Here is a 16,843-nt window from a genome sequence, read left to right as displayed (position 1 = left end):
GAAGTCCTTCAAGGCCGCCTCGTACCAGCGAAAATAATGAGTTTGACCTTGCGGGCATTGACTTCGGTAGTTTGTGAATGCTTACTAAAATAAGCTGCGGGGAGGGCAACATATGCTTCGCAAAATTTCTATCCTCGGAACGCTGATTCTTGCCTCATGCACCTCTCAAGGCTCGAATATGACGCTGGCGTCGATGATCAGCGGTTACCGAAATGCGCCTACCGCCGATGAAGAAGTGGCCTGGCGCAACGCACGGCGAAGCAACACCGATCAAGCCTATCGCAACTTTATCAGCAAGTATCCGAACAGTTCCTATGTCCCGGTTGCGGCATCAAGGGTTACCCGGTCGATCAAACCGAAGCCAGTAGCTGTCAGAAATTTGGACAATCCCGAACGTAACTCGTCTTTCGGCCGCAGCGGCAGCGCTTATTGAAGCAACCAACCTGTCAACGGCGAACTGACTTTGGTAGCATTGATAGACCCAATCTGGCTTTCGAATGCATTTTGATATTGTCCATGCAGCCGATCCTCGATTTTATGGCGGCTCCTCATCGGCGGTGCGGGTCGAGATCCAGTCCGCTCGGCAATTTGGCCTCTCAACGGCTCTGCTTCCATTTCTCGGTGTTTCCGACATTCGTTCCAGACGGTTCGAGGAACGTCTTCTCGACGTTCTTGAGCGTCAGGAGGTGCCGTGGCTGACGGGCGAGGAGGCAGTCGAGTGCGACATTCTCTTCGCGCATAATCCGCTGGCGTTCGCGCACATGCCGACACGGCCGCTGCGCCTCAGATCGAAGGTCGTCCTCCTTGCGGTCCAGCATCCGCCCTTCGACGGAGCCGGCAATGCGCAATATAATTTCGAGGTGGTGAAACGAAATCTGGAGAGAATGTTCGGGGCACCCGTCATCTTCGCACCGGTCGGCCCCAAGGTGCGGCATCAGTTCGAAGACATCATCGCCGGCAGACCTGAGCTCTTGCGCCATGATCTTTTCAATCTGATCGACCTTGACGAGTGGCCGATCAGGACCGCGCAGCCGCCATGCGAACGGGCGGTTATCGGCAGACATTCCCGTTGCGATCTCCTGAAATGGCCGGACACCGAGGCTGAGTTGCGCGCGGCCTATCCCGATCTTGGTAATGTCCAGATCAAGGTCATGGGCGGTGTGCCAGAACAAATCGTGCCTTTGATTGGATCCAACTGGAACACCTTGCCCTACTCGAACAGCGGTGTGCCTCAGTTCCTGAGCAAGCTTGATTTCTATGTGTTCTTTCACAGCCGGCGATGGGTTGAGGCGTTTGGCATTGGCATTGCGGAAGCGATGGCGAGCGGGCTTGTGACCATCCTGGACCCTTCGTTTCGTGACCTTTTCGAAGACGGTGCGGTCTATTGCCGGCCTGAGGAAACAACCAAGGTTCTGCAGAGATTTCTCGCCTCTCCCGAGGCCTTCCGCGCACAGTCGGCAGCCGCGCGCACATTGGTCGAGAAGAAGTTTTCGACGAGCCGATACCCGGAAAGAATGCGTGAGCTCTATGACGAACTCGGGCTTTGCTTGCCTCCCGCGCTTGTCACCGCCGGCAACCCCGTTGACGCTGACGCTCTCTCCGCGTCGAGCGGGCACGCAACGGTCCGCTCCGGGCCGCGAAGATCCCAACGGTCGCCGACGGGACGGCGGCGCGTCCTGTTTGTCGCGACAAATGGCATAGGCCTTGGCCATATCACGCGATTGATGGCAATCGCCGAGCGCATGTCGCCTGACATGGAGCCCGTTTTCCTGACAATGTCGGCCGGGTCTTCGATTATCGAAGCACGGGGACACCCGGTCGACTACATACCGTCCGCCCCGAAGATCGGAGTGACGGACGACAGCTGGAACGAGGTCTTCGCACAGGAATTGCTGGCTGCCGTGGAGGCATTTGCCATCAACAGCGTCGTCTTCGACAGCAACCATCCCTTTCCGGGCCTGCTGAAAGTGCTGGCCGCCCGTCCCGATCTGAACTGGGTCTGGATCCGCCGCGGGATGTGGGCTTCCCGTCACGATCTCGATCCGTCGATGCAGCATCGGTTCGACATGGTGATCGAGCCGGGCGAGTTTGCCGCGGACGAAGATCACGGCATCACTGCGCAATTGCGCGCCGGCGTGATCGGCGTTTCTCCGATCCTCCTCATTGACAATGATGACAGGCTCTCGCGGGCAGAAGCTGCATCGGCTCTCGGTGTCGATCCAGCCGGTCTTGTCGCCGTCGTGCAGCTCGGTTCGGAACGAAATTTCGACGTCAGCCGGCTGCGGCCGGCGATCATCAACGGACTCCTTAAACATGGCGTCCAGGTCGTCGATGCTATCAATCCCCTTGCCGCGAAGCGAGAGGATCATATTGCAGGCACCGTGCAAAAGGCGATTTATCCGATTGCCAGACATTTCAACGCTGTCGACCTGATGATCACGAATGCCGGCTACAACAGCTTCCACGAAGCTGTTTATGGCGGCATCCCGGCAATCTTCGTTCCGAATGAGGCGCCCGAGATGGACGAGCAAGCCATCCGAGCCGCCTATGCGCAAAGCGCCGGTTTGGGGCTCTGTCTCAGAGCAGGCGATGTCGAGCGAGCGCACGAGGCGGTCGAACTCGCCCTGTCGGAGGATTTTCTCGCCCAGCAGCGGATGCGAGCAGGCCGCATCGTTTTTGCCAATGGCGCACGTGAAGCGGCACGAGCGATCGAAGAGCTCGCATTCTCTGTCAGAACTGATCGCGCGCTGGGGGGAGCGATCGCACGCGTATGACACTTTCCCCACTGCTCCGACTGCGCGGATCGGGCCGAGTGCCTCCTTTCGGGCGTGTCGGGCGGTCTAGCGGGCAGCCAGGCGACAGGCATCGGATTGCTGCAGTGTCGATGTCCCTTCCGGGGCGACGGGCCTTTGTGCTAGGCTTCATCATCGGGATCGCCGGCGTCACGGGACAGGGGCATTCTCCGCATGGCTGATGATCGCAAGACAACCGTCCAGACGCCGCTTGGATCCGAAGCGCTGACCTTCACGCATCTCATCGGTCGCGATGAGGTCAGCCGGTGTTTTGCCTTCACTGTCGGCTTCATCAGTTCCGATGAGAATGTCGACGCACTGAAGCTGCTCGGAAAACCCCTGTCGATAGAAGGAGAAAGCGGAGACAAGAAACGCTGGTTCAGCGGGCTCGTCACCGATTTTCGCCTGACGCGCATCGAGGAGAGGTTTGCCTACTACGAGGCGGAGGTGCGACCCTGGCTTTGGCTGCTCGGCAACAGCACCGATTGCCGTATCTTCCAGAATATGAGCGTCGTCGAAATCGTCGAGAAGATCTTCTCGAAATACAAGGCGGCAAAATACGAAAAGCGGTTGCAGGGTACCTACGAAGCGCGGGAATACTGCGTGCAATATGACGAGACCGACCTTGACTTCGTGCAGAGGCTGCTCGAGCACGAAGGCATCATGTATTTCTTCGAGTATGGCGAGGGCGAACACACCCTCGTCCTGGCCGACGCCATGAACAAGCTGAAGCCGGTGCCAGGCTATAGCAGCGTCAAGTTCCGGGCCGAGGGCGATCCCGTGCGTCGGGATGAGGAATACATGACGGACTGGGTTTCGACCAGTTCCGTCCAGCCCGGCACTTTTGCCCACACGGACTACGACTTCACCAAGCCGGGCGCCGACCTCATGGCGCAATCGGCGCAACCGTTCTCTCACGCAGAGGCCCAGGGAGAGCATTATCGCCATCCGGGCGCGCATCTGACGGTCGGCCGGGGCGATGCGGTTGCCGTCGTGCGGCGGGAGGAAATTCAGGCGGCACATCAACGGATCGCCGCTGCCGGCACGGTGCGGGGTCTGGCTTCCGGTTGCACTTTCAAACTCGAGAATTTCCCGCGCAAGGACCAGAACGCGGAATACGTTGTGCTGCACGCCGACTATCGCCTCTTCGATCCGGGGTACCGACCTGCCGCCTATGCAGGGGAAGAAACCTTTCGAGCCACATTCCAGGTCGCTCCAACCTCCATCACCTATCGGCCGCCTCGCAACACGATAAGGCCGGTCATGCGCGGGCCCCAGACCGCGACCGTGGTCGGTCCCGCGGGCGAGGAAATTTTCACCGACAAATATGCCCGCGTGAAAGTGCAGTTCCACTGGGATCGCCTCGGCAAGAAGGATCAGAACAGCTCCTGTTTCGTGCGCGTGTCGCAGACCTGGAGCGGCGCTGGCTGGGGCTTCATTCAGATTCCGCGGATCGGCCAGGAAGTGATTGTCGACTTTCTCGAAGGGGATCCTGATCGACCCATCATCACCGGCAGGGTCTATAACGGCAAGGAAATGCCGCCCTACGAGTTGCCGGGAAACGCCACGCAATCCGGATTGAAGACGAATTCGTCGCCGGGGGGCGGTGGCTGGAACGAATTGCGTTTCGAAGACAAAGCCGGTTCGGAGGAGGTCTATTTACAGGCGCAGAAGGACCACAACCTCCTGGTCAAACACGATCGCAGCAAGCTCGTCCAACACGACCAGTCGGATCGCATCGACAACAACGCCAAGCACTCAGTCGGCGTGAACCTCGACGAGGATGTCGGCAACAACAAGACGACCAAGGTGGGTGTCGACCGCACCGTCAATATCGGATCGAACGACACCGAGACGGTGGGATCCAATCGCTCTCTTACAGTCGGTTCCAACGAGACGATCAGTATCGGCTCAAACTCGACGGAAACCATCGGTGCCAGTCATACCCAGACCGTCGCAATCGTCCAGACGGTGACGGTTGGCGCGGCACGCGTCGATACCGTCGGCGGGCCGGAGACACGATCGGTCGGCGCGACGCAATCAAACACGATCGGCGCGTCCCGTTCTGTCAGCGTCGGTGCCGGCCAGAGCCACGAAGTGGGCTCGTCCGACAGCTGGAATATCGGTTCCGACCAGAGCGTGTCGATCGCCGGTGGGCAGACGAGCAGCATCGGCAAGGCGCGTAGCGCCAAGATCGGCGATGACGATTCGACGGAGATCGGCGCAAGCAGGGCGGTGAAAGTCGCCAAGGGCAGTCTTGTCGAGGTGGGCGAAGACGGAGCGATCAAGATCGGTCAGGACCTGCTGATCGAAGCGGGGGACTCGGTCGTCATCAAGTGCGGGTCGGCAAGCATCGCGATGAAGAAGGACGGCACGATCTCGATCGAAGGCAAGGACATTTCGATCAACGCCTCGGGTAAATTCAATGGCAAGGCCTCGGGAGAGGTCACATGGAAGGGCAGCAAGATCAATCATAATTGAGGATGGGTCATATGTCCGACATTCTGGAGCGGATTGAGGGAGTAGTCATCGGGCTGTTGCTGGGTTTCGATGCAGGCGTGCCATTGGTCGTGTTTCCCGGCAATCCCGAGGAGACAGCGCTCCGTGCGAAAAGCTTGGCAGAGCTCACGTCTGCCATGGTCGGGGCTGAGGTAGCGTTACTCTTCGAGGGCGGGGACCCGTCTCGGCCGCTGATCGTAGGGCGCATCGTCGATCCGGCGCGCGGGGCGCCGACGCCGAATGTCGTTCGTGACGGCGAGCGTGTCCAGATCACAGCCGGAGAGCGGATCGAGCTTCGTTGCGGCAAAGCGACGATCATCATGGAAAAGGATGGGCACATCACCATCCGTGGCACTTATGTGACGAGCCACGCTAGCGCAGCCAATCGCGTCCGTGGTGGATCGGTGAACCTCAACTGATGCCCGCCGCGCCCGTCCTTCGTGAGATCGTCCGTCAACACGCCGAAATGGCGGCGTTCTTATGGACTGTCTACGACTACCATTTGCTTCACCCGGACGAAAATCCTGACATGGATGAGGAGCGGCTTGCTCGGCTGGTCGAGCGTCTTGAGGCCCATTTAGACGGCTTGCGAGTGGCGGGGGAGGCAGGGCAGGAGATCGCCAAGGAGCGATATGCGGAATTTCCCGAGGCGGGCGAGCTATTTGTGGTGCGGATGCTGAGCGCCAGACGATTGATCCCTGTGAAGGAACTGGACCTGGACAAGGTCCGGGAATATCTGACCGTCAACGGCGGGAGCGCTCAGAGATAACGCCTGCTCATGTCGATGACCTGAATATACAGCTGTCCATCGTAGCCAAATTCGAACCCCGACCAGGAATTTCCGTCAAACACGAAGATCTCTTTCCAGCCGGTGACGACGAGCAAATCGGGCGATGGCTGCATCGCGTAGGCAAAGCCCAAGGCCCGGAACTCTTTCAGGAGGTGATTGTCTTGGACAAAAACCCCGAAGTCATTATCGCCCCAAAACCGAGCCCCCTTGAAGTCACATATCGACATGAAATCACTGTCGGGCGCCTTGATCACTTTCAACAGATTGTCTCGGTACTCAAAGCAGATGCCGTCTTCGCAGCCGATGCTGACCGTCCCGTTGGGCGAGACATGGATCGCTTCGATTGACCGGTTGAAATCGAGCGGAACCTGCCGCCAACGGTCCCCTTGTAGACGGAGGAGAGTACCATTGTTGCCCGCCACATGAAGGAGCTCGGCCGACGGCCCATGCATGGCTCTCAGGAATGACGATACCAGCGGTTGGATCGGCTGCCACGAAATGCCGTCAAAACGACACACGCAGCCGTCCTCGCCGTAGGTGAAGAGAGTTCCATCGGGCAGGCGGAACAGCTTGTGAAAGAAGGGCTCTGGCGCCCGTGCGGTGGTGTGCGAACTGCCGCGCAGGAAATGGGTGAGGCCGCCGACCTCCAGCAACACGTGATCATCTTGCGAACCGCTGATGTGCGACAACATCTGGTTTTCCAGCTGCAAGAGAACATGAAACCGGGCGCTCCGCCCAGTGAAATCCACTATCAGCAGATAGGAACGGCCGCACTCCCTATATTCATCGCTGAGTTCAATCGAAACGCCAAAAAGCGTGCCGCCAAGATGATAGCCGCGCATTGCCTCCAGGTAGACTTCCTGTGAAGGCACATCGTCTATTGTCTTGCGTGCGGTCATGCCACTGTCCTGTGACGCATCGTCCGCATCTCATTAAGTTCCTCCATTGATTTCGTGGGAGGAGGGGGACCGACGACACTCTGGATATAGGCCATAAATATCATGGTTAGACATTTCGCGACCTTCTCTTGCGTGGCAGGGCTCGAATTCTTGCACTCCTTGTGTTGTTCGGAGATCGACTTCGTTCCCTTGGCGACAGCCCCCCGTAACTTGGGGGACCTGCCTGTCTGAGCTTCCAGTTTTGCGTTGTAGTCGTTGACCGCCTTCGTCTTCGTGTCATGGGGAGTGTCCTTGCGGCTTCCTTTGCCGGTTTCCTGGAATCCGCCGCCCTTCTTGTGCTTCATCGAACGGATGCAGACACATGGTGCCGTGCGCACGCTGTAATCCTTCCACTGATCGTAGGAGGTATTATGAGCACGATCGGGCTGGAAGTATTCATTTCCGACATAGTGTTCCGACTGATATCCCTGCGGACAATTTTTCTTGTTGTGCTGATGCAGACGTAGGTTCATCTTCTGCAGCAGCGTGCCGCACGTTATTCCTCCGACATTTGCCGAGAGCACATGAACCCAAGGCGGCGTACCGGCCTGTGGCGATGCGTGGTCATTGGTCGCCATATCGCTGAAACGAATGACCGGCTCGCCATCGAATTTTACGTCATTCGACCAGGAGTGGAAATACTCCTTGCCTGTATTCCTCGAGGTGATGAGGTTTTTCTTGGGGGCGCAACCGGCTTCCGTTCCGGTTGTCTTCGACAGATAGGATTTGTTCTTGATGTTGACCGTCTGGCCACCGATCTTGACCGTGCTCGTGCCCTTGTCGGTATCGCTCGACGTGCCGAAGCTCGGATAGGGAACGGGCACGCCCGGTGGCGTAGCGGGCGTTTGGGGCGGAGTGAAACAGGTGTCGGGGAATGCGGCAATGGTCTTTCCATCGGAGCCCTTGCCCGAAATCTCCAATCCGTTCGCAAAGACATTTCCCATCACTGCACCCTGGATGCGAAGATCGCAGCACCGCAAGCACCGCTGTCGTTGGATGCCTCGATGAGGACGGGGCTGCCGCCCGAATAGCCTTTGGCGGCTGCGGTCATCGCCATTCCGACCATGATCGGTACGACGGCGGCTCCCACGTTGCCGAGCGATTCGGCGGGAGACCGGATATCTTGAAAGTCGTGGGCCCCGCGAACCAGCCGGATCGACGCAAGGGCCGATTGTCTGAACCAATATTGCTCACCGATGAGATCTGCGATCCTGTAGCCAAGACCCGCCATTTCAATCCTGCATTCCGCCAGGGCCTCCCTATAGGCCGCCGTCATGCCATCGCCACGCAATGGTAGATGCATCCCGTCTGCATCGAGCCCGTTGTAGATGAAAGCCTGTTCTCGACTGAGACCTAGCCCGGCGAGTCGGAAATTGCCTTGTCCCGCCCGGCCGCAGAGGATCGCGCCGGCGGCTTCGCCCGGAATGAAACCATTGGCGTTGTCTGGCGTCAGCAATCGGTTCTCGGCCAGATAGTGCGTGACCGTTCCAGCCGTGAGATAACTATCCACACCGGCGATGACGACGTGGTCTGTGTCCGCATCGGCCAACAATCGCGCTGCCGTTCGCAAGGCGGCATGTCCTGCCGGCCTTCCCTCGCTGATCACGCGCGTGGGCCCTGTGGCCGAATTCCCGAGGAGATCGCCAATTCGGCGGACGAGCCGCACGCTGTCTTCGATCGGTGAACCGGAACGACCTTCCTCGGGAAGGCAAAGTACCAGCTGGGCGGCCATTGCACGCGGGGTGGACAAGGGATCCAGACTTTCTCGGATCGCGGCAGCAACCATGTAGGCCATGCGCTGCTCGCCCACGACTTCAGGGATTAAGGGGATCGGAGCGCCGATGATCGGCTCATCCGGGCCTGACTGAAATCCCGTTTCCTGAAATCCATCAACGTGCGCGCGTATGGCGGCACAGGCAGACGGCGCATCGAGACCAACCGCGGTCACCATCCCGCAGGCAAGGACGTCCAGCGCACGGGTCGTCATGCCCCCACCTCATCATCAGCGACCACTTCCTTCTGCGTTGCCACATCCCGGATATATTGCTTGCCTTCTTCCCGAGCCCTTCTCATCGTCGCTGTCGGAGGACCGACCCAGGCCTCCTCGAACTCGGTGATGACTTTCCGTATCCGCACCTCCGTTCGCCAGACCATTGATAGGCGCCTGCTCTCGATGTCGAACAGCAGCGTGTCGGGTCGGATGATCTTGTCAAGCACTACCTCGTTATCGCGAAAGATCGTCATTGGCAGTGCCGTATCGGGCAGCAGAAACCATGTCTTCCCCTCGGGAGTGAGGTTGACGAGGATTACCTGCTCACCACCTTCGGGGTGAGATATCTGTTGATCGGCTGGCGCCATCTGAAAATAGCGCTCGTCGAAATCGGGAGGCAGGAACGGAAAGATGTTGTCGATCCAGTTCTGGTCATAGGTCCCCGCGAACTCGATCCTGCCCGGGCAACCCCGGCCATATGGGCCGAAGCTCATCGGCCGATAGTCGCCGAAGGGCGAGCGGATTTCTTCGTCTACCGCTTGCGTGTTCGGCAGCCGCAGGCCGGGAACAAGGCGCTGATTGCTCGTGCGCGCCCAACCGGTGCCGTAGGGGTTTTGCTTGTAACTTGCGGGCGTTTGTTCATCGGGATCGAGCCGATCTACACCACCCCAGGCCGTATCGTATGAAAAGGGCTGACGCAGGAAGAGTTCAGCAGCCGTCGCGACGAAGGTCGGGCCTCGAGCCCGCCATTCCCTTTGACCGAGGACTTCGAAAACCTTTGACCAGTTTCCAATCTTTATTCCAACCGTGACGCGTTCGGCTGGCCGGCCGCCCGGTGCATATGCGCATCCGTTGGCGATGACGTCACAACGCGGCTTGCGGAACGCGAAGTCGGATTCCCAAAGAGTTGCCGAATAACCCGGTTCGCCAGTGTAGGTGTCCGCCATGACCAGCGGGACTTGCTCGGACGATTTCTGCGCGACGCCGCCTGCGACATCGGGAAAGTCGAACGTCCCCTTGACGACGATGACGATGTACTCATGGCCGGCCTTGTCCATGCCCATCGTGAATTCGGTCGGGTAACCCGTCTGGTTCCAAATCCTCATGGGACATGGCTCTCATCTTCGGGGAAAAACTGCCCAAGCGCGGCCTCGGGCATGGCAGCGTCGATCGCAGTTATCTCACCTCTCCATGTCCAGAAAACCATGCCCCGAACCGGGCCTTCGCATGCCTTGGCCGCCGGATAAGGCAGTGCCGCAAGGGCGCCGGCCAACGCGTCGCCGTCCATCCTATGGTCTCTTGCTGACGTCCCTGTCGCCTCCAACTGACCGAACCATTCTGCGGCCACGCTTGCGATCTCGATGGCGGCAAGAGGGGGCGGTGCTGCGATGGTCAGCGGAAACCGCCGGCCCGCACGATCAGCGCTGGCCAGGATCACGCCGGTCATCGCGCCGAATGTCTCTCCGCCGAGCAGAAAGCGCAGGACCGGAGCGTTCTCCATCGGCCCGTGCGAAAACCGGTGAACCAGATGCCGGCTGATCCAGCGGTCCCATCGACCGACGAAGGAGGCCGGCAGGCGGCGGGTGACGAAATCGCCCATAGCCGGGAGCTTTCCGAAAAATCCAGGCAGGATCAAAGCTGCGTCGGGCACGAGAACCTCGCAAACATCTTCAAGTCGAAGGGATTGGCGACACTTGCCGCGCGAAGCTCGAAATCGGCGTAATAGCCTTGGGCAGCAAGGCGCAGCTTGTAAAGTTCGGCAAGATTGGTCCCGCTCAGCCGACCGGCGCGCAGCATCCGCAGAAATGCCCAGCTTCCAGTCTCGCTGACCATCACTTCCGGCGAACCGTCGAGGGGCTGGAAGGCGAGGGTGATCACACCGGTGCCATCCTTGCCGGGCCAGGTCATGGGCTGCGGGCGCGTCGGGTTATTGAAGTAGGAGAGACTCTGACCGTCGACATTCAAGGTCACGCGGCTGACTGTCGGCGAGAGATCTTTCGGCTCGAGCGTGAAGGTCAGGATTGGCCCGGCGCCCCCCGGAAAGAGACTGTCGCGGATCAGCCGCGCCTGCTCCAGCGCCGCCAGAGGCCCGGGATCGAGCTTGATGTCGGAGCGCCATTTCCAGGGATGGCTGGTCGTGTCGATGTAGTTGACCAGATTATTATTGATGAAACTGTCGATCAGGCCGCCGGGACCAAAGACGCGCTGAAAATCGACGACATTGACGTCGATTGCGCTGTCGGGGACGAACGGATAGCGGTTGGTGAGCGCTGCCTGGCAGAAGGGAAGCACGTCGGCACGCCAGATGGCATTGAGCTCTGAAGTGACCGCTCCTGTTGCCAGAGCGCTCGTATTGCCGGCCAGTCCGGCCAGCCAGTCGTCCAGCGGATCGGGAAGGGTCACGGCTTGTTTTGCCACTGCGCCGGTCAGCTCGGCCAGTCCGCCCTGTCTTTTCATCGCGTCCTGCGCATCCGGGCTTGCCGACACGGTCTGAAGCATGTTCGACAGCGCGGTCAAGGCTGCGACGGCATCGTTGAGTGCGGGAGGCTGGCCATCGACCTCGACAATAGCAGCCTTGATGGGTTTGAAATGCTCCGCGACCAGCGCGCCAGAAAGATCGACGTCCGACTTGGAGCCGGCTGCAGGCATCATCTTCACGCCCTTGGCGGCGAGTTTGCCTATCTTGCCGAGCTTGGACAACAGCTTGGATGCTCCCGGCGGAGGTGCCTGGCCGCCGCCATCGTCATCGGGACGGGTCAGTTCCGTCTCCCGTACGATGGCGGTTAGCAGACGCTTCATCGAGGAATCGGCGCTGGAGAGATCCTTAAGGTTTTCGCTGGCGGTCTGCAGGTCGGCCAGTGGTGCAAGCCTGATGTCACGCATGAAGCTGTCCCACTTGGCGATATAGTCGTCATAGTAGAGCTTGAGGATATCCTGCGAGAGAGCGGCGACCGAGGGGCTGGCGCTCTCCGAACACCCGCCGGCAAAGACTGAGCGGTCCAGCGCGGCCTGCGTTGCAACATCTTCAAGCCGGGTCAGGATCACATTATGAAATCCGTCATAGGTGAAGGCACCGCTGATACCGACCCTGAGCGTCTTGTCTGAGCGTCGCGCCAGAACCTTCAGACCGTTGGGGCCGACATGGTCTGCCGGGACCCATTCCTTCAGAGCCGTGACCTCCGGATCGGAGAGCAATGCGCTATAGGCGCGCACCGGCAGCGGGATTGAGCAGATCGTGCGGAGCGCTTCACCCACCAGCGCTTCGTCAGGAGCGACGAAAGTCTGTTCCGTGGCCATATTATCGATCGCTGCAAGCTGATGATCCGCTGCCATCTCGGTCTTGAAAGGCGGCACGGGGGCCGATTCGGGCAATTTCTCCGTCCACCATTGTTTGGCGAAGTCCGGGTCCATCGGCGACAGGCCGGTCATCATGCGATAGGTTTTCAGCGCGCCCAACTGGAACTCTGGATCGCGGATCTGCCGCCACATCGTCGCCTCGAGCAGGGCGACCATGCGAGGTTCCAATATATTGCGCAGGGTGCGGTTATAGGCGTCCGACTGCGCCTGGCCAATTTCGGTTTCGGCGGAAGGACCTATCAGGGCAGCTATTCCGCCTGGCTGGTCGGTCCGTGCATTCGCCACGTCCGTGACGGCTTCGAGCGCCAAATCGAGATCAAGAGGGTCGACCGGCGCTTGGCGTGCCGCAACCGGGGTCAGGGGAAGCTGCAGGGCTTCGAGCTGCTCGGCCTGCGCCGCGAGGGCGGCATCGTTCTTCCGATAGGATATCGTGAACAACAGACTGGCAATGACCACGAATGCCGTTGCTGCCACGGCGGCGCCGCGCCATATCCAGATACGCCGATCCTCGGCCGCCGGATCGAAGGTGCCGAGGCCAGCCTCCTTGAAAATGACCTTCGTCAGCAGGTCTTTGAGAAAGAAGCTGCGCTTTTCGGCCCGCAGCATTGGTGCGGCGGGTTGGGCAGGCAGGCCGAAGGATGATGCCAATGCTGCTGTCAGCCGGTCTATTGCCGTGCCTTCCTGAGTGGCGGAGGTGAGATAGATACCCCGCAACCAGGCGCTCTCCGAATATTTGCTTTCGCCGAAGACGGTCTCGATCAGCACACGAACCGGTTCTGAAAGGCTTTCGACCTGGGCTGGGAAACGAAAAATTTCGGCCCGGGCGGCCAGATTCTCTTCACCTTCGAGGCGCGGAATGAGACGTCGTTCGAGCACGCCCGCCAAGGCGGAGAATTCCCCGGTGACTTCGGTGCCGTCGATGCGCGCGCCCGGCGGGAATGTTACACCCCACACCTGTTCACGATCGGCGGTCGAGAGCGCACCGAAGAAGCTTTCGAAGCCCTTTATCAGGTCGGCTTTCGTCAGCATGAGGTAGACGGGCAAGCGAATACCGATGCGTTCCTGAAGCTCGGCCAAGCGTTTGCGGATCTGTCTTCCATGCATCCGGATCGCCGCATCGTCCTCGGAGAGCGTGTCTATGCCGAGCGCCACGACGACGCCATTTAGCGCACGTCGGCCTCTGTGCTTTTTCAAGAGATCGAGGAAGCCCAGCCATTCCGCTGCATCGACCTCCGGCTGGCTCTCCTGCTGAACGTAGCGGCCGGCGGTATCGATCAGGACCGCCTCCTCGGTGAAGAACCAATCGCAATTGCGCGTGCCGCCAACACCATGGAGATCGTCGGTGAGATCGATTGGAAAGTTTAATCCGGATTGACGCAGGGCTGTCGTCTTGCCCGTCGCAGGGGGCCCGATAATGACATACCAGGGCATCTCGCGGAGAAACTTTCGGCCGCCGACCTTCCGGCGCTTGAGATCCGCCATGACCTCGCGGAACTTCACTCCGACGGCGGCAACGCCCTCTTCAGCCGGACTTGGCGGCGCCTCGGGCTGCGGGGCAATCTCGGAAACGAACAGGCGGTTGGCGCGCATCGCACGCCGCCGCGCCGCAACCCACCAGATGATGAACGCGAGGAACAAAAGGCCGATGATGACCAATCGCACGATTTCGGAAGCAAAAGGCGTGCTATCTCCGACGCTGACGATCGGACCGAAGATCCAGACGATGAGGGACAGCAAAATGAGCCCGATGAAGGTCCACAGCCAGCGAGAGGTGAGGAAAGCCCAGAGGAACCGGAAGATCGCCATCTCAGAGCCTCTTTTGAATAAGAATTTCGATGCGGCGGTTGGCGGCCCGACCCTCGCGGCTATCGTTTCCGGCAAGCGGCTCTGTCGCCGCGCGCCCTTGCGATTTTAACTGTCCGGCGGGCACGCCGGAGGCTGCCAGCAATGAGGCGATCGTTGCAGCCCGGGCTTCGGAGAGGCGCTGGTTGTTGGACAGCGGATTGCTCGCTTGCAGCGGGACATTGTCAGTGTGCCCGGTGATGGTGATGCCGCCGATCAGCTCCGCATTCTGCTTGAGAACCGTTGCGATGGAGGCAACGAGGGGTTCAAAGCCCTTCGTCAATTCGGGTCTGGCGGACTGGAAAAGCTCCGGCGTGCTTGACTGCAAAAGAAGCGTGACGGAAGAGGCGTTTTCATTTCCCTTCAGGGCTGGCAGCAGGGAAGAGGGGGCTGCGGCGCGGAATTCCGGCAGCAATTGGATGATCACGGGCTCTACTGGTGGCGCGTTCGGCGGCGGCGTCCGCTTCTCGGGACGATATATTTCCGCCCGCTCAGGCGGCGGCAGTGCCCGCACCAGCGTTGCGAGTTCCTCGGCCTTGGTATCGAGGCGCATCGACAACAACATGTAAATTGCCGTCGACAGCGCTGCAGCAACGACGGCAAGGACCCAGATCGGCACTGCAAATCTGGATGGCTCGTCAGGCGCCGCAACGCCCTCCCATCTCGGCGAGAGCGGCGCAGCTTCTGCATCGGCGTCACGCAGGAAACGAGCCGCGGCGGCGCGAACGGCGCTGATCGAGCGGTCGCCCGCACGGCCAGGCACACGGTACTTGCCGCGAAAACCAAGCGCCAGACAGAAATAATAAAGCTCCAGTAGTTCCTGATCACGACCTGGATGGCGTTCCAATTCTTCCAGTCTGGCAAAAAACTGCGCTCCGGCGTCGACGTCGCCGCGGAGCATGACGACCAGCGGCTGGCGCGGCCACGCGCTTGCCCCACCCCAGGGCGTGTTCAGCGCCAGATCGTCGAGAAGCGAGGCAACAGCCCAGGCAGCCGAGTCCGCCCGCGCGAGGGCCGACCCCGACGCCACCGCGGCGTCGCGCGCTGAAACAAGCTCTTCCATCAGTCTCGTTCGCAGCACGTCCGGATTGCTCGGTGGCAATGCACTTTCGAGTTCCGGTGCGAATTCGAGCAACTTTGCGAAGGCACTGATCAGTCTGTTTGGATGAGACCGTGCCCCTCTTGCCAGAATTCCGCCAGCAGGGAGCTGTCTTGCGCTCGCCGAGGGCGGGGGGCGGATGCGTGTACGACCCTTATCGCCCGAAAGACCGAATGGATCCTCACTTGCCATGGCGCTACCTGTTAACCGAATAGCAATCGACCTGCGGTTCGCTGGGCAAAACGCCGGACACGCCGATCACGAAGCCCGGCGAACGCAGAAGAGATTCCCAATGCTCGCTGCGTTGATCGAGCTCAAGGCAGAGACGGTCACCGTCATAGGGGATCTCGCGAGGCTGCGAATGAAGCGGCTTTAAACGGATGCCCGGCAGTCGTGACTTCCACAGCGCCTCAAATTCGTCGGCTGCACCCACCGTCACCTGATCGACGAAGATTTTGCGCAGCGCGTCCTCGGACATGTCGCATCCGACCCGCACGACAATGCGACTGGCGGTCAGCAATTCGGGATTGTCGACACGAACCTTCCAGATATTGGTCGCATGTTTGAGCACCGGAAGTGCCCGCGACTTCGGCTCGACATAACGCAGGCTGAGCAGCAGCGAACGCAGTGTATCGGCGAGCGCCGCAAAGGCAGGTCCCGGCGCCATGTGCTCATAGGTCGGAAGCTCGGTCAGCCGACGGGAGCCTGAGCCGTAGGTCGCCATTCGCCCCGCAAGTCCACTCAGTTCGAGAAAGAGTTCAGCCGGGTGAAAAACCTCCTGGGGAAGCATATGGGCCAGCCGCGGACGCGCCGTGTTGGCAAGATCGAGGACCAGCAGATTTTCCACGCTGCGGCCGGCGCCACCAAGAACCATCTTGCCATGTGCTTCGGCAATGCGGTCGAGCCCGGTTATCACCTCCTGCATCAACTGGCCGTAGAAGGCCACGGCGCCGGTCGTCAGGGCTGGTGGCAGAAAGTTTTCCCCCATCGCGACGCTGCCGTCGGCCAGCAGCCCGTTGACCTGCGCTACCGGCATCGCGGTATAGCCGCCGGTCGTCTGCACTGGCGACAAGAGCAGGGCTTGAGGGCGGGCGATCTCGATCTCTTCGGGATCGGCGCCACCATGCACGGCGTCACGCACGCGTTCGATCTGTCCCTTATAGCGCGCTCCGGTCGGCTCGCTATGAGCGGCATCGAAGCAAGCGCCGCCTGGGGGTTCAAGCGGCAGGGCAAGCTGCACCACCCCCGCACCCATTTCGCGGGTGACGGTCAATGGCACCGGCGCATCCATCGTTTCGGGAATGGAAAACGGCGTGCCGTCCGGAAAAATGCCGCGCGCCGACAAGACGGCAACACGGCCTGCTTCAAGCTGTGCGGCATCCAGCGTGAGGGATCTAAAGCCGAAGGTCTGCAACCTTCCCGCCTGCAGCGCGCCGCGTATCAGGGCCTCGGTATACCGGTCTTGCTGCTGAAAATGCTGCGTCCGAAGGAAGAGACCCTCGGACCAGAGCACCTTATTCGTATCCGTCATGCTGG

14 protein-coding genes are annotated in these 16,843 nt (G+C 60.2%); 5 read left to right on the top strand and 9 right to left on the bottom strand.

The window, feature by feature from the left end:
* Window positions 1-112: 112 nt before the first annotated feature.
* Window positions 113-433 carry a hypothetical protein gene (locus EFD56_RS19835; protein WP_126906040.1) on the top strand — a complete coding sequence of 107 codons (321 nt, stop codon included), beginning with the start codon at window positions 113-115 and terminating at the stop codon, window positions 431-433.
* A 163-nt stretch (window positions 434-596) separates the two neighbouring features.
* Here EFD56_RS19835 and EFD56_RS33720 read toward each other — a convergent pair whose 3' ends face one another.
* Window positions 597-1,712, bottom strand: coding sequence for a hypothetical protein (locus EFD56_RS33720; protein WP_425376308.1), 1,116 nt, complete (start codon window positions 1,710-1,712; stop codon window positions 597-599).
* 12 nt (window positions 1,713-1,724) lie between these two features.
* On the opposite strand from EFD56_RS33720, the gene EFD56_RS33175 reads away from it, so the two are divergent.
* From EFD56_RS33175 to EFD56_RS19815, 4 genes are all read left to right on the top strand, one after another.
* A complete protein-coding gene (locus EFD56_RS33175; RefSeq protein ID WP_245440616.1) occupies window positions 1,725-2,774 on the top strand; it encodes a glycosyltransferase in 1,050 nt (349 codons plus the stop codon).
* Window positions 2,775-2,966: 192 nt separating this feature from the next.
* Window positions 2,967-5,273, top strand: a complete 2,307-nt coding sequence (locus EFD56_RS19825) for a type VI secretion system Vgr family protein (RefSeq protein ID WP_037147143.1) — start codon at window positions 2,967-2,969, stop codon at window positions 5,271-5,273.
* Window positions 5,274-5,284: 11 nt separating this feature from the next.
* Entirely contained in the window at window positions 5,285-5,710 is a 426-nt protein-coding gene (locus EFD56_RS19820; protein ID WP_004678716.1) for a DUF6484 domain-containing protein, read from the top strand.
* Window positions 5,710-6,060, top strand: coding sequence for a hypothetical protein (locus EFD56_RS19815; RefSeq protein WP_096478062.1), 351 nt, complete (start codon window positions 5,710-5,712; stop codon window positions 6,058-6,060). The genes EFD56_RS19820 and EFD56_RS19815 overlap by 1 nt, the downstream gene beginning before the upstream one ends.
* Here EFD56_RS19815 and EFD56_RS19810 read toward each other — a convergent pair.
* From EFD56_RS19810 to tssK, 8 genes are read right to left on the bottom strand one after another with little or no spacing between them, the layout of a single operon-like run.
* A complete protein-coding gene (locus tag EFD56_RS19810) occupies window positions 6,051-6,980 on the bottom strand; it encodes a hypothetical protein (protein ID WP_126906038.1) in 930 nt (309 codons plus the stop codon). The genes EFD56_RS19815 and EFD56_RS19810 overlap by 10 nt on opposite strands.
* Entirely contained in the window at window positions 6,977-7,963 is a 987-nt protein-coding gene (locus tag EFD56_RS19805; protein WP_010025340.1) for a DUF4150 domain-containing protein, read from the bottom strand. The genes EFD56_RS19810 and EFD56_RS19805 overlap by 4 nt, the downstream gene beginning before the upstream one ends.
* On the bottom strand, window positions 7,963-9,006 hold the full coding sequence (locus EFD56_RS19800) for a beta-ketoacyl synthase N-terminal-like domain-containing protein (protein WP_010025338.1): 1,044 nt from the start codon (window positions 9,004-9,006) through the stop codon (window positions 7,963-7,965). The genes EFD56_RS19805 and EFD56_RS19800 overlap by 1 nt, the downstream gene beginning before the upstream one ends.
* On the bottom strand, window positions 9,003-10,115 hold the full coding sequence (locus tag EFD56_RS19795) for a DUF2169 family type VI secretion system accessory protein (protein ID WP_064829796.1): 1,113 nt from the start codon (window positions 10,113-10,115) through the stop codon (window positions 9,003-9,005). Before EFD56_RS19795 ends, EFD56_RS19800 begins: the two co-directional genes overlap by 4 nt.
* Window positions 10,112-10,660, bottom strand: a complete 549-nt coding sequence (gene tagF / locus EFD56_RS19790; protein WP_126906037.1) for a type VI secretion system-associated protein TagF — start codon at window positions 10,658-10,660, stop codon at window positions 10,112-10,114. The genes EFD56_RS19795 and tagF overlap by 4 nt, the downstream gene beginning before the upstream one ends.
* Window positions 10,642-14,172, bottom strand: coding sequence for a type VI secretion system membrane subunit TssM (tssM, locus tag EFD56_RS19785; RefSeq protein ID WP_126906036.1), 3,531 nt, complete (start codon window positions 14,170-14,172; stop codon window positions 10,642-10,644). Before tssM ends, tagF begins: the two co-directional genes overlap by 19 nt.
* Window position 14,173: 1 nt before the next feature.
* Complete coding sequence (icmH, locus tag EFD56_RS19780; protein WP_126906035.1) at window positions 14,174-15,499, bottom strand: type IVB secretion system protein IcmH/DotU; 1,326 nt, start codon at window positions 15,497-15,499, stop codon at window positions 14,174-14,176.
* 4 nt (window positions 15,500-15,503) lie between these two features.
* Window positions 15,504-16,838 (bottom strand): type VI secretion system baseplate subunit TssK, encoded by a 1,335-nt coding sequence (gene tssK / locus EFD56_RS19775; protein ID WP_004671482.1) that lies wholly within the window; start codon window positions 16,836-16,838, stop codon window positions 15,504-15,506.
* Between the last annotated feature and the right edge of the window lie 5 nt (window positions 16,839-16,843).

Source organism: Rhizobium phaseoli (assembly GCF_003985125.1).
GTDB lineage: Bacteria > Pseudomonadota > Alphaproteobacteria > Rhizobiales > Rhizobiaceae > Rhizobium > Rhizobium phaseoli.
The sequence above is the reverse complement of the archived record's forward strand: the minus strand, read 5'-3'. Positions and strand labels throughout refer to the sequence as shown.

What these genes read in the sequence shown, in the direction of transcription:
- EFD56_RS33175 (WP_245440616.1), top strand. Translation starts at nt 1,725, where the DNA reads ATGGCAATCGCCGAGCGCATGTCGCCTGACATGGAGCCCGTTTTCCTG.
- EFD56_RS33720 (WP_425376308.1), bottom strand. Translation starts at nt 1,712, where the DNA reads ATGGCCAAGGCCTATGCCATTTGTCGCGACAAACAGGACGCGCCGCCG.
- EFD56_RS19805 (WP_010025340.1), bottom strand. Translation starts at nt 7,963, where the DNA reads ATGGGAAATGTCTTTGCGAACGGATTGGAGATTTCGGGCAAGGGCTCC.
- EFD56_RS19795 (WP_064829796.1), bottom strand. Translation starts at nt 10,115, where the DNA reads ATGAGGATTTGGAACCAGACGGGTTACCCGACCGAATTCACGATGGGC.
- icmH (WP_126906035.1), bottom strand. Translation starts at nt 15,499, where the DNA reads ATGGCAAGTGAGGATCCATTCGGTCTTTCGGGCGATAAGGGTCGTACA.
- EFD56_RS19810 (WP_126906038.1), bottom strand. Translation starts at nt 6,980, where the DNA reads ATGACCGCACGCAAGACAATAGACGATGTGCCTTCACAGGAAGTCTAC.
- tssM (WP_126906036.1), bottom strand. Translation starts at nt 14,172, where the DNA reads ATGGCGATCTTCCGGTTCCTCTGGGCTTTCCTCACCTCTCGCTGGCTG.
- EFD56_RS19835 (WP_126906040.1), top strand. Translation starts at nt 113, where the DNA reads ATGCTTCGCAAAATTTCTATCCTCGGAACGCTGATTCTTGCCTCATGC.
- tssK (WP_004671482.1), bottom strand. Translation starts at nt 16,838, where the DNA reads ATGACGGATACGAATAAGGTGCTCTGGTCCGAGGGTCTCTTCCTTCGG.
- EFD56_RS19815 (WP_096478062.1), top strand. Translation starts at nt 5,710, where the DNA reads ATGCCCGCCGCGCCCGTCCTTCGTGAGATCGTCCGTCAACACGCCGAA.
- EFD56_RS19825 (WP_037147143.1), top strand. Translation starts at nt 2,967, where the DNA reads ATGGCTGATGATCGCAAGACAACCGTCCAGACGCCGCTTGGATCCGAA.
- EFD56_RS19800 (WP_010025338.1), bottom strand. Translation starts at nt 9,006, where the DNA reads ATGACGACCCGTGCGCTGGACGTCCTTGCCTGCGGGATGGTGACCGCG.
- EFD56_RS19820 (WP_004678716.1), top strand. Translation starts at nt 5,285, where the DNA reads ATGTCCGACATTCTGGAGCGGATTGAGGGAGTAGTCATCGGGCTGTTG.